This is a genomic window from Francisella philomiragia (assembly GCF_018135955.1).
GTDB lineage: Bacteria > Pseudomonadota > Gammaproteobacteria > Francisellales > Francisellaceae > Francisella > Francisella philomiragia.
This window is the reverse complement of record NZ_CP063138.1, coordinates 776,591-789,341: the sequence shown is the minus strand read 5'-3', so window position 1 is coordinate 789,341 and position 12,751 is coordinate 776,591. Positions and strand designations below refer to the sequence as shown.

Below are 12,751 nucleotides of genomic sequence, written 5' to 3'. Positions count from 1 at the left end.
TATAAAATAATGCTTAGAATAATACTCTCACTGTTTCTACCAATACTAGTTTTTGCTAATAATCCAATATGTGATGGTAATACCTATGAGATTAATCAATGCCTTAAGACACAAATGCAAATGTATGATAAAAAACTAGATTCTCTCAAAGACTCTAACATCAAAGAATTTAAAAAATACCGTAACAATATATGCTCAAACATTAGCTCTGCATATAATGGAGGAACTTATGAGTCTATTAAATATGGAAACTGTATAATTTCTCTTGATAGGTGGTTTTTAGAAGAAGTAAAGATGTAAATAAATACTAAATTTAATATTATTATTATTCTTCTTTAATAGCCGTAAAAAGATCTTGGAATCCTTGAGGCGCTTTTTCTAATGTTTTATTTTTCGCAGGATCTCCATAATCATAGTTTGAATAGACATTTTTTGAACCTAGCCAAGCATCTATACTACCATTATCATGTAAATTAATTGAATAACTATTACCTTCAGCATCTTTTAGACCCCAATAACGATCTCCCCAAGAGTATCTATATCCAACCTTTTCAGGAAGTTCAAGAGCAAGCCTCGAACCATCTGGTGCAGCAATTTCAAGATGTCCCTCCTCAGGAGTACCAACCCATTCAAATCCATGTGTACCCTCTTCATTTAAATAACTTTTCTGATCATTTAATAAAGATTTAGTTGGAATAGCTTGTTGTACAATATCACCAGATGCAATTAATGCTGCTCGAGTATCTTCAATTGTTGGAGCAGATGTTGTATCAGTTATAGTGTTAGATACTTCATCTGTTGTATCACTATCATTAGCTACACCAGGAACCATACTACTAGATAAATTCCCTGCAGATTTAGTCACTTCAAGATTTGCAGCATTTGAAGCAATATCACCCAATAAAAAACCACCTAATAAAACTACTATTTTTTTAAATTTCATAACTATACCTCTTAGTTTAATCTCCTACTCAGTCAATACCAAATCATACTGATAGTACGGTTCAGTAACATCAGGTATCAAAGTTGGTTCAACATAAACTTTAATACTTGCATTCTGAGCATCTACTCTTTCTTTACACACTTGTACAACATTATCTTTATTTATTTCAACACATCCCCAAAGATCAGAGTTTTCATCGGGAAATTTTCCAGTTTCATATATATAATGAGTAATCTGATTAATATAATTTCGAGCTGCAATATCTGCACCAGAAAGCTTTGCTCTAATCTGGAAATTTGAGTACATTGGTATTGCTATAGTGGCTATGATAGCAATTATCGCTATAACAATTATTAGCTCTATTAGAGAGAATCCTCTACTATTCATATACTCTTATATAGATAAATAAAAATTGACTTAGGATAACTACTATTAATTTACGTGTATATAGAAAAAAATAATGGCACCCATTAAAAGTTAATTAGTGAAAACCGTACTTATACAAATAATATACTCTAGAAATCTTTATTCATTAGTCTAATCTGATAATATATATTATTAATCTTATTATTAATTGCTAAAGTAATTTACAACTATGCTTAAGAAAATTGTAGGCTTAATAATTCTAACTTTTCTACTTGTAGGTTGTAAAGATGCCTATAAAAATAATCAATGGAACAAATTTCATAGAGATTCATCAACCAGTTCTGATCTTCACTCAAGACTTGTTGAAGTTCATAATCGTGAGAGTATAGGATTCACATATTCACCATATGGAGCTGACTTTAAAAATAGATTATAACCTATACTCTTTTACTAACTGCTACATTTGTCATATATACACCCAAAAACACAACTCCACCAAAAAGCAATGATAAGATAGAAATTGTTTCGCCATATATGACAAAACCAATCAAAATAACTAAAAATGGCATAGTATTTTGAAAAACAGCTGTCTTATAAACTCCTATTTCCTCAAGTGCTCTTAGATACCACAGATAAGCTAATACGGTTGCAAATGCCGCTATATATAGCATACTACCCCAAAACTTAATATCTGTATGAGCAAGTTCTGAAAAGTCTGATTTAAATAAACTCACTATAGCAAACATTATCATGCCAACTATAGCACCGTAAGTATTGATTGTAATCATATCAACACCTGCTCTTACACAACATTTACCAAATATCGCATAAGCTGAAAAACATACAACAGCTAATATACTTAATATTTCTCCTAGATTCATTTTAATGCCAGTTGAACATTCCATAGAAGAATTACTAGAAAACATGACAACACCGATTGTACCTAGCAGTGCAACCAATATACCAATCTTTGCTTGTTGATTGACTTTCATCTGAAACATGTAACTAGATAAAATAGTTATCAAACATGGACTAAATGCAAATATAATTGCAACAATATTTCCAGATATCAGTTTCTCTGCCCATAAGAATACTATGTTATATAGAAATACCCCAAAGAATCCAACAGCTATAACATAAAGCCATTGTTTAAGATTTAAGCGTGGGAAAAATGTTTTGGTAAAAAAATAGTGAACTACAAGAAAAATAAGAGACGCCATTACATAACGAATTAAGCCAACCAAATATATATCTACATATTCTAATGGAAGCGGAGCTATATGATACAAACTAGCCCAAAATACTAAGGCTAGGAATATTTTGACATACCCTTGTAGTAAAGAAGGATTCATGAATTTTAGACTACCTGTTTTTTATCAGATACTCTACTATACTCGGATCTAAAAGTGTAGATGTGTCACCTAAATTATCAAAATCATTTGCAGCTATTTTTCTCAAAATTCTTCTCATAATTTTACCAGAACGAGTTTTTGGTAAATCTGGAGTAAACTGAATCACATCTGGACTTGCTACTGGACCAATCTCTTGTCTAATATAAGATACCAATGTTTTTCTGATGCTATCAAGATACTCATCTCCAGCACCTTTACCATCATGACCATCTTTTAATATGCAATAGACATAAATTGCTTCACCTTTGATATCATGAGGCATACCAACTACAGCTGATTCTGCAACGCTAGAATGAGTATTCAATACAGCTTCTATTTCAGCAGTTGCCATTCTATGGCCTGATACGTTAATAACATCATCCATACGACCTTCTATCCATATATAACCATCTTCATCTCTTCTGGCTGCATCACCTGAGAAATAGAAACCTTTAAAACTGCTAAAGTATGTTTGAATATATCTATCATGGTCACCATAAATAGTTCTAGCCATACCAGGAGTCGCAGTTCTAATACATAGAGCTCCTTTGCCAACTCCCTCAATCTCTTTACCATCAGTATCTAATAAAGCTACGTCAACACCAAAGAAAGGTTTAGATGCCGATCCTGGTTTTAGTTTATGAGCACCTGGTAATGGCAGAATCATATGTCCACCAGTTTCAGTTTGCCACCAAGTATCAACAAGAGGTGCTTGATTATTTGCGCCCTTCTCTACAAACCAGTTCCATGCTTCTGGATTAATAGGTTCTCCAACAGATCCTAATACTCTTAATGAAGTTCTATCTGAATCTTTAAGGTACTGATCTCCAGCTTTGATTAATAATCTGATCAAAGTTGGCGCTGTATATAGGGATTTCACATTATGCCTATCAACTTCTTTCCACATTCTAGAAGCATCTGGGTATGTTGGAACACCTTCAAAGATTAAGGAGGTACAACCATTAGCAAGCGGACCATAAACAGCATAACTATGCCCAGTAATCCAACCAATATCAGCGGTACACCAATATACATCATCATCTTTTAGATCAAAAGCTAATTTATGAGTCATACTTGCGTAAACAAGATAGCCTCCTGAAGTATGAACAAGACCTTTTGGAGTACCAGTTGAGCCTGAAGTATATAGCATAAACAATGGAGTTTCTGCATCAAAGAATTCTATCTTATGTTCATCAGAGACCTTAGCACACTCTTTTTCATAACAAAGATCTATATCGTTCCAAACCATATCTTTTGTCTTAGTTCTACTCACAACTAGGACATTTCTAACGAAGTCTAAACCAGAGATTGCTCTATCTACACTTTTTTTAAGAGGTATTCTCTTACCTGATCTAATACTTTCATCTGCTGTAATTACAAATTTACTATTTGCATTTATAATTCTCTGCTTAAGTGCTTCTGCTGAGAAACCTCCAAATACAACTGAGTGCATAGCTCCTATACGTGCACAAGCAAGCATCGCATATATTGCCTCTGGTATCATTGGCATATATATAGTTACGACATCTCCTTTTTTGACACCATTTGCCTCAAGTATATTAGCCATCTCACATACTCTGTGATAGAGATCTCTGTACGTAATATTCTTAGTGTGATATGGGTCATCTGCTTGCCATACAAAAGCAACCTTGTTCGCCTTGTCTACTAAATGCCTGTCAACACAGTTATAACAAACATTTAGCTCACCACCTTTGAACCATTGAATATCTACAGGATCAAAGCTACTTGCAAAAGCCTTATCAAAAGGTTTATGCCAGCTAATATAATTAGCCTGCTTCGACCAAAATGCTTCTGGATTTTCTATTGATTCTTTATACATAGCTTCATATTGCTCAGCATTAACATTAGCTTGAGCTATAAACTCTTCTGAAACTTGAAAATTTGAATATGACATATCTATTAATTTTAAAACACAATTAAAATCATATTAGCATATTTATTAGAATTTTTGACTATGTTTACCCTATCAATATTTGACAATATTTATCAAATATTGATAAATGATTATCTACTTTGAAGATATTCTTTGAATTTACTACCTAACTCTTTGTGCTGTAGAGCTATTTCATAGTTAGCGATTAAAAATCCAAGCTTACTACCACAGTCATAACGAGTACCTTTAAACTCATAAGATAGAATTTTCTCTTCTTGATCGAGTAGTTTAGCGATTGCATCAGTTAGTTGAATCTCTCCGCCTGCACCTTCTGAAGTTGATTCTAAACATCTGAAAATTTTATTAGGCAATAGATATCTACCCACAACAGCATTAGTTGAAGGTGCTTTTTCTGGAGCTGGTTTCTCAACTATTGCTTTGATAAGATTCTCACTATCTTTAGCTACGATACCATAAGAGCTAGTCTCTTCCTTTTTGACTTGTTGAGTAGCTATACATCCTCTGATATCAGTACCTTCTACAGCTTTTACCATTTGCTTAAGGGTACCAGTACCACAATCATGATTATAGATTAAATCATCCGGCAATATTACCGCAAAATCTTCAATTCCAACAAGAGGTTTTGCACATAGCACAGCATGACCTAAGCCTAGAGCTTCTGGCTGACGAACGAAGAAAAAGCTTACATCTTTCGGAATTATGTTTTTGACTAAATCTAATAGTTCATACTTTTGCTTTTTCTCTAACGAATACTCTAATTCAAAATTTCTATCAAAATGATCTTCAAGAGATTTTTTGTTAGAGCTTGTAACAAAAATAATTTCCTTACAGCCTGCTTCGATAGCTTCCTCAACAGCATATTGAATCAATGGTTTGTCTACAACTGTTAACATCTCTTTAGGACATGATTTAGTTGCTGGCAAAAATCTAGTTCCCCAACCAGCAACTGGAAAGACTGCTTTTTTGATTTTCATTTAATCTCCTTGATATCAGCTATCAGCTAGATGACAATATAAGCTTACATTAGTATTATAACCATTTACAGAGAGGTTGCTCAACATTTTAGACAATCTTTTTAGATCATTTGATCTTTTGACATATAGATCTACTAAGATTTCATTTTCAAAATAATATATAGACATCTTTTTATCTAAAATATTACTTTCATCAATATTATTTTGAGCGAATATCTCTTTTATCTCAGATAATATCTCTATGCGAGAAGGTTCAAAATTTTCAAGCTTAATAACACCGTCTTCATGATTTGTAACATCTACATGTACTGTAATATCTTTGATATTTTCGATATTATGATAAATATTACTCTTAACAATCTCAGCGATATAATGCCCCTCAGAAGCTGTACTATACTTATCAACTAAAATATGAACATCTAATACAATTTTACCAGCCATTTTTCTAGTTCTTAAAAAATGAAAGTCTTGCACTCCTTCTGAATTAGTAATTATTTCTTTGATACTTTTACGTGTTTCAGCATCAACACCTTCATCGATAAGTTCAGCAACAGCAGAGTAACCCCACTTGACTCCCATCTTAACGATCATATAGCAGACTACTAAGGCGGCGATAGCATCCATCCATGGGAAACCTACAAAAGCGCCTATTAAACCAACTAATACTACTACTGAAGACCACATATCTGAACGACTATGCCAAGCATTCGCTCTTAACATATCAGAATCAATCTTATTTGCGGCTCTCATAGTGTATTGATAAATAAACTCATTACCTAATATAGAGAAAATTGCTGCATACACAGTAAATCTATCTGGAGTTTCATACTCACCTACAATCAATGTAGCTAATGAGTGATAAACAATCATAAAACCTATAGATATAAGCAAACCAGATAATACTAAAGTTGCTAAGGTTTCTAATCTCTCATGTCCATAAGGATGATTATGATCCTCACCCTTATTAGCATACTTAGCAGCAAATAAAACCATAGCATCACTCAAAAGATCTGAAAATGAGTGTATTCCATCAGCAAATAACGCTGGCGATCGCCCTATGATTCCAATAAATGTCTTTGAAATAGCAAGTAATGCATTTATAAACATACCTACTAGAGTAACTTTTTTAGTAATTTGATATCTAGTATCTGACATTTTTAAGCCTCTTTTATTAGATTAACTAAACAAATTTTAAGCAAGATAATAATGTGATGTATCAAGAATGTCTATTATAAATATAAAATTTATGACTAATCTTTAGTCATTACAAGTTTAAATAATAATATATGTGCAAAGATTGAAAAAATTATTGTCCCTATCCACCAAGCTATAGGATTGTCCAAACCATGTACTGTTACATAATAAGCTGCAAATATAGATATTACAAACTGTAAGCTAGCCATTACTAATCCAGGATTCCAACTCTTACGCTTAATACCTTCTGCAATATGTGTTAAACAATTTATAATACTAAAAATTATAATCAATAATCCAAAACCAAGATTGATAAAGCTCAAAGTGCCAAAAACGGCAAATGCTAACCAGACCATAAGTATATTTATCCAAAATATCTTAATGTCTGTAAGTTTTTCCTGACCTTGTGGCAGCTCCATAACAGTGCGATTCATGAAATCTTTGAAACCACCTGGTACATAGTGCTCTTCTGTCTGATGAAACAAATACATTGGAATATTAATTAATCCCCAAAAATGTGGATCATATACAGAAAAATTAGCAAATAATAATACAGTGAATAATATACCAGCCCATGGAGCTACTTTTGCCCAATTTTGATTTTTTGCTAAGAAATCTATCATCATCTGACCTCTAAATATAAGTATATTATCGATAATATATTATCTTTTATAAAAGTTACTATATAAATCTTCAAATATCTTGGTATTTTTGTCAAAAATCACCTTGCAATGCAGACAAATAATTGTATAATATACTCCATCAGTTCGGAGAAATGGCTGAGTGGTCGAAAGCGGCGGTCTTGAAAACCGTTGACTGTAACAGGTCCGGGGGTTCGAATCCCTCTTTCTCCGCCATACTAAAAGCTCACAGTAATGTGGGCTTTTTTTATGTCTAAACATTTCTTTATATTTATTATTTTCTTTGGTATTTAGCTAAGAATAAAAACAGTTACTTGAGAAATGGTTCCCTGTTTTCATATTCAAACAAAGCTAATTTGATAATGTTTCTATGACAATATTTAGCTAGTTACTTAGCATTATCAAACCTAGTAAACTATAGTTTATTTGAATGTTAGAAATGACAATTCTTGATGCAAATTTAGACTTAAATGTTAAAAATTAATAAGAATAAGATCTTCTTGCTTCTTTCTTAGCTCTACTAATAGCTGCTTTTTTAGCCATTTTTCTCTTCTGGGTTGGTTTTACAAAAGTTTTTCTATCTCGAAGTTCTTGCTTGATGCCCGCTTTTTCACAAGCTCTTTTGAAGTTTCTTAAACTAATATCAAAAGGTTTTTTAGGGTCAACTATTATTCTTGGCATATTATCCTCTCTTAATTTTAGAATATTAAGAACTATTAAAGTTCTTTTAAGGTTAAAAATATTATTAGCAAAATAGCAATGAAGTATCTAAAGAAGATTTAGAGGCTTTATTTTATTTATACCCTACTAATAGTAATACAAAGTATCCTCTAAAGATACATATTACGTAACATATATGAATATAACCAAGATTATGCTCTTATTTCAGAGTATAATAATCATCTATTTAATAATGTTGATTTATAATGATTGATCCAAAAAGTACATTCATTGATTTTGAAAATAATAAAATGCTAGAAATTATTTTTCATGATATAACTAATTTAGTTAAGAAAATAAGAAAATCAAAAAAAATAAGTATAGCTCAAGCAGCAGAAATGAGTATATTAAATACTGAAATTATGGAGCAGTTTATTAATTTAATAAACCATATGACAGATAGAGATTTTAATGATAATAAAGAATCATCGATGATAGAAAGCTGTTTGGATTTTCAGGACTTATGCTTATACTTGAAAGACATAGATCAATATGAAGAAGATTTTGATTTAACCAAAATACCGAAATTTCATTAAAAAGCTTTCAATTAACACTTTTATACTATATGATTAGTAACAGTTATTTATATTGTAACTTTATTTGACTACTACGACACTAATATATCAGAAGTTTATTTCCAATATTCTATCCTTTATAAGTAAATCGTTAAAGTTTGAAACTAAGCCCAATGTGATTTAACTTATATAAACAACAAAACAAAAGGAAATAAAACAATGAGACAAGGTACAGTTAAGTTTTTTAATACATCTAAAGGATTCGGATTCATAGAGCCACAAGATGGTGGTAAAGATGTATTCGTTCATATCAGTGCAGTTGAAAATGCTGGTTTAAGCTCTCTACGTGAAGGTGAAAAAATAAGCTTTGAAGTAGAAGAAAACAGAGGCAAAATGGCTGCTGTTAATATAAAATCTATCTAATCTAATTATCCTTATATTTATAATTATAAGGATATTCTTTTTCTCTCTTTTGGAATGAAATTATCTTTTTATTCTTAACTAATCCGTCTTTTATATCTGTAGCATCTGATAATACTTTGATTTTTGATTTATTTTCTTTGGTTAAAGTAATATTTGCTAAATAATCATTTATTATTTTAGATATAGATCGAGTAGCACTATCCCAAAGATAGTTTGATGCATGATTGACTCCATAATAATCTATAGTCCCTACTTTAAACATAGGATTATTAAGCGTAGTTGGTTTAGCAAAAAAGAATCCCACACCTTCATTACAACTAAGATCTATAACCAAACATTTAGGACTTATTTTCTCAAGATCTTTTTCTTTTATAAACATTGTTGGTTTTATTAGATCTTGAGAGATTCCATTTACTATAATATCTGATTTATTAAGTAGTTCGACAAACTTCTTGCTATCAGATATATTTTGGGGTGCTGTAATATATTTACACCCCTTGATTACATTCGGTAATGTTGCGATACTATAGCGTGTACATACGGTTATATCTTTATACTCTCTAGATAATAAAGCATGTATAGCTCCTCGACTTACTGATCCAAAACCTATTACTAATATTCTCTTTTGATTACCATATCTACCATCGATACCTTTTAAACTAAGAGCATGTAACACAGCGCTATAGCCTGCTAATTCATTTGCCTCATGAAATACATTTTTCTTTATTTTTTCATCATTATCACAAGAAAACATAGATTCAAAAGAAATTAGTGTTAGTTTTTTATCGATAGCTAATTGTGCTATCTCTTTATCTCTGACACAATTTGTCCAGCCCCAGATTGTACCACCCTCTTTAATTTGAGCTAGATCTTTTGATGATGGAGCTAGCAATATTATATTGCCAATATTTTCTAATATTTCTTGGCGTGAAACTACTCCAGCTGTTAAGCTAGCAATTTTTTCATCAGAAATACCAAAAGATTCTCCATAACCAGCTTCAAAAACAAGACTATTTCTAATATCTCTAGGTATTTTCAATAATAGTTCTGGATTAATTGGCAATCTCCGTTCATTTTGATCGCTTGAAGTCGCTATAACTCCATATAGTTGCTTACTCATATATTATTACCTTTTATATTTATCAACACTATAAGACCTGTAGAAATATTTCTTCGTATCAGTGTTAAAAGTTCGACAGATCAAAAAAAGCTGATAATTAAAGGTCTAGCTAAGAATGAATTTTATAGAATTATTACCTAACATAATTCCACATACATACAGTATATACTATAAAATGGCTATATAGATAAAAATAGGATGGTCAGTTTTGTTATAAGTATATAGATTCAAACTTATTATAACTTACAAATAAGGATAAAAATTTATCTAAAAATCCAAAGACAAGAATGATTGATTTACTTATTTTTATAAGATTTTATAACATCAACAATTTTTAAATTAGCTATGAAAAGATAGCCATTTCTTCGATGGATATCCTGGAATTTCTTTAGTCAATATAGGTACCATAAATCCTGATGAAATTTCTGAAAGCTTTTTCATAATATCTTTAGCACTATCAACATTATAGTGTTTAGTTCCTGAGACAGTATCTAGTGAATGTATATAGTACGGAATCACTTTAGCATTTATAAGTTTTGTACTCAAAGCATATAATACATTAGCATCATCATTTATGTCTTTAAGTAATGTACTTTGATTTAGGATAATTATGCCATGGTTGTGTATTTCTTTTAAAACCTCTCTAATACCATCATCTAACTCATTTGGATGATTAACATGTATTACCAATACAGTATCAAGCCTATGCTCTGAAAGAATTTTTAAAAGTTTATTAGTCATTCGCTCTGGTAATACTACAGGTATTCTTGAATGAATCCTAAGCCTTTTGATATGAGATATTTGCTGGATATTTTCTATAAAAAACTCTAGCACCTCATCATTATTCAAAAGAGGATCACCTCCACTTAATATAACCTCCTCGATAGTTTGATCATTTGCTATATATTCAAATGCTTTTAACCAATCTTTTCTACCAGGGACATTTTCTTTATAGTCAAACTCTTTACGAAAACAATAGCGACAATGTATAGCACAGCTTGTTTGTGATATCAGTAGAACTCTACCATGGTATTTATGTAATAGTCCTGGCACTTTATTATAATTTTTTTCATCAAGTGGGTCACTACTATAAGCTTGATCTATCACTTCTTCATCGATAGTTGGCAAAACCTGTTTGAGCAATGGATCATTGATATTACCTTTTTGCATTCTATTAGCGAATGATCTAGGCACTATCATTTTAAATTTCTTGGTTATATTTAATGAAACTTTGGCTTCTTCACTATCTATTTCCAAAAACTCTAATAACTCTAAAGGTGAATAGAAAGATTCTTTAAGGGCTTTTTTCCAGTCATTAGTAGACATCAATTTATATTTTAAACTAAGATTTTTTAATCTTCGAATTCTCTCATATAACTATAGATTGTCAATTTGTTTATACTAGAAGATTTGATTGATTGATTGATCAATCTATTCAGAATGTTTTACACCTATATCTGCTAAAATTTTAGATTTAACTTTTAAAAGCTCTTTGATATAAAAATCTTTATTTTCTGCATAACGATATTGAGGTACAAGAATAGAAACACCAAGACTACCTAAAAATGTATTTACAGCTACTGCTGTACTGACTATGCCCTCTATTGTTTTACCATAATCATATTCAACACCATCTTCTCTAATCTTAGCAAGCTTATCAAATAGTTCCTTATTATTAGCAACCTCTTCACCGAAGATATCAATAATTTCTTCATCTGAATATAGTGCTAATAAAGCCCTACCAGAGGCAGTATAATAAATTGGTTTTTCAAGTACACCTATTCTTGGAATTACTTGTAGCTCCCTATTTGCTATGAAACGATGCATTATAATAAGATCTGTATTATTAGATTGTGTCAGGACAACTGTTTCACGTATTTTTTCACTAAGCTTTCTTAATGAGTTTTGTGTCAAAGAAACAATATCTGCATAAGATGATGAAGCTAACTTAAAAATACCGGATCCAAGTAAAATCTTACCAGCACCTTCACTTCTTGTGAATCCTTCTGCTTCAAGAGCAGCAACTATCCTTTGCACTGTAGATCGTGGCAAATCAACTTTCTTTGCTATATCTCCCAAGCTCATCCCACCAGGCTCATCACTAATACTTTGTAGTACATTGACAGCCCTACTAATCACTTGGATTTTTTTTTCATTACTCATAAAAAGTTAATAATTTCAAAGATTTAACAATATTTTGACTAATAATAACTTTTTTTATATGAAATTACCAAAACATTATTGTATCATTTTGCGATACAGTGTATCATATAATTGTTTTCAGGAAAGTTACATAAATATTTATCCCCACAAACATTTAAAAAAAGTCTCATCCGAATAAGGAGCTTGATATGCCTGTGATTACTTTTGATGGTTTACTAATCTCTCCAATAATATTATTTTTGGCTATTGCAGCAATATTGACTATCACTACAAATCTAGCAATACCCAAAATCATACACGACTATATAGATCTTAAATTGTCTTGGTTTAACCTTGCATTATTTATCTGTTATTTAGGCTTAAGCATGCTACTAATAGGAAACTAA

At 31.1% G+C, this 12,751-nt stretch carries 16 protein-coding genes and 1 tRNA gene; 6 read left to right on the top strand and 11 right to left on the bottom strand.

Going from position 1 to position 12,751, the window contains the following annotated elements; genetic code table 11:
* The first annotated feature begins 9 nt into the window (after positions 1-9).
* On the top strand, positions 10-300 hold the full coding sequence (locus IMS64_RS03820; RefSeq protein ID WP_244972917.1) for a lysozyme inhibitor LprI family protein: 291 nt from the start codon (positions 10-12) through the stop codon (positions 298-300).
* Positions 301-325: 25 nt separating this feature from the next.
* On the opposite strand, the gene IMS64_RS03815 is transcribed toward IMS64_RS03820, so the two are convergent.
* Positions 326-943, bottom strand: a complete 618-nt coding sequence (locus IMS64_RS03815) for a hypothetical protein (RefSeq protein ID WP_211490946.1) — start codon at positions 941-943, stop codon at positions 326-328.
* 24 nt (positions 944-967) lie between these two features.
* Positions 968-1,330 (bottom strand): prepilin-type N-terminal cleavage/methylation domain-containing protein, encoded by a 363-nt coding sequence (locus tag IMS64_RS03810; RefSeq protein WP_200166462.1) that lies wholly within the window; start codon positions 1,328-1,330, stop codon positions 968-970.
* A 208-nt stretch (positions 1,331-1,538) separates the two neighbouring features.
* Here IMS64_RS03810 and IMS64_RS03805 point away from each other — a divergent pair, with 208 nt between their 5' ends.
* Positions 1,539-1,745, top strand: a complete 207-nt coding sequence (locus IMS64_RS03805; protein ID WP_211490945.1) for a hypothetical protein — start codon at positions 1,539-1,541, stop codon at positions 1,743-1,745.
* 1 nt (position 1,746) lies between these two features.
* On the opposite strand, the gene IMS64_RS03800 is transcribed toward IMS64_RS03805, so the two are convergent.
* The 5 genes from IMS64_RS03800 to IMS64_RS03780 all read right to left on the bottom strand — a co-directional run bounded on the left by IMS64_RS03800 (position 1,747) and on the right by IMS64_RS03780 (position 7,409).
* Positions 1,747-2,661, bottom strand: coding sequence for a DMT family transporter (locus tag IMS64_RS03800; RefSeq protein ID WP_211490944.1), 915 nt, complete (start codon positions 2,659-2,661; stop codon positions 1,747-1,749).
* A 10-nt stretch (positions 2,662-2,671) separates the two neighbouring features.
* Entirely contained in the window at positions 2,672-4,615 is a 1,944-nt protein-coding gene (acs, locus tag IMS64_RS03795; protein WP_035736097.1) for an acetate--CoA ligase, read from the bottom strand.
* Positions 4,616-4,725: 110 nt separating this feature from the next.
* Positions 4,726-5,589, bottom strand: coding sequence for a UTP--glucose-1-phosphate uridylyltransferase GalU (galU, locus tag IMS64_RS03790; protein WP_004287877.1), 864 nt, complete (start codon positions 5,587-5,589; stop codon positions 4,726-4,728).
* Between the two features lie 15 nt (positions 5,590-5,604).
* The gene (locus tag IMS64_RS03785; RefSeq protein WP_035736111.1) at positions 5,605-6,744 is read right to left on the bottom strand and encodes a cation diffusion facilitator family transporter; all 1,140 of its coding nucleotides are present in this window, start codon (positions 6,742-6,744) and stop codon (positions 5,605-5,607) included.
* Positions 6,745-6,839: 95 nt separating this feature from the next.
* Positions 6,840-7,409: an HXXEE domain-containing protein gene (locus IMS64_RS03780; protein ID WP_211490943.1), complete on the bottom strand. Its 570-nt coding sequence runs from the start codon at positions 7,407-7,409 to the stop codon at positions 6,840-6,842.
* 143 nt (positions 7,410-7,552) lie between these two features.
* Between IMS64_RS03780 and IMS64_RS03775 the strand changes: the two genes are divergently transcribed.
* Positions 7,553-7,640: transfer RNA gene (locus IMS64_RS03775), tRNA-Ser, on the top strand.
* 264 nt (positions 7,641-7,904) lie between these two features.
* Here the strand turns inward: IMS64_RS03775 and rpsU are convergent.
* Positions 7,905-8,105: a 30S ribosomal protein S21 gene (gene rpsU / locus IMS64_RS03770; protein WP_004287621.1), complete on the bottom strand. Its 201-nt coding sequence runs from the start codon at positions 8,103-8,105 to the stop codon at positions 7,905-7,907.
* 245 nt (positions 8,106-8,350) lie between these two features.
* Here rpsU and IMS64_RS09815 point away from each other — a divergent pair, with 245 nt between their 5' ends.
* Entirely contained in the window at positions 8,351-8,680 is a 330-nt protein-coding gene (locus IMS64_RS09815) for a hypothetical protein (protein ID WP_012280914.1), read from the top strand.
* Between the two features lie 198 nt (positions 8,681-8,878).
* A complete protein-coding gene (locus IMS64_RS03760; protein ID WP_003033554.1) occupies positions 8,879-9,082 on the top strand; it encodes a cold-shock protein in 204 nt (67 codons plus the stop codon).
* A 1-nt stretch (position 9,083) separates the two neighbouring features.
* On the opposite strand, the gene IMS64_RS03755 is transcribed toward IMS64_RS03760, so the two are convergent.
* From IMS64_RS03755 to IMS64_RS03745, 3 genes are all read right to left on the bottom strand, one after another.
* Positions 9,084-10,202 carry a N(5)-(carboxyethyl)ornithine synthase gene (locus tag IMS64_RS03755; RefSeq protein WP_211490942.1) on the bottom strand — a complete coding sequence of 373 codons (1,119 nt, stop codon included), beginning with the start codon at positions 10,200-10,202 and terminating at the stop codon, positions 9,084-9,086.
* A gap of 339 nt (positions 10,203-10,541) precedes the next feature.
* Positions 10,542-11,528, bottom strand: a complete 987-nt coding sequence (gene epmB, locus IMS64_RS03750; RefSeq protein ID WP_211490941.1) for an EF-P beta-lysylation protein EpmB — start codon at positions 11,526-11,528, stop codon at positions 10,542-10,544.
* 105 nt (positions 11,529-11,633) lie between these two features.
* On the bottom strand, positions 11,634-12,365 hold the full coding sequence (locus IMS64_RS03745; RefSeq protein ID WP_004287617.1) for an IclR family transcriptional regulator: 732 nt from the start codon (positions 12,363-12,365) through the stop codon (positions 11,634-11,636).
* 188 nt (positions 12,366-12,553) lie between these two features.
* Between IMS64_RS03745 and IMS64_RS03740 the strand changes: the two genes are divergently transcribed.
* Entirely contained in the window at positions 12,554-12,751 is a 198-nt protein-coding gene (locus tag IMS64_RS03740; protein ID WP_004287616.1) for a hypothetical protein, read from the top strand.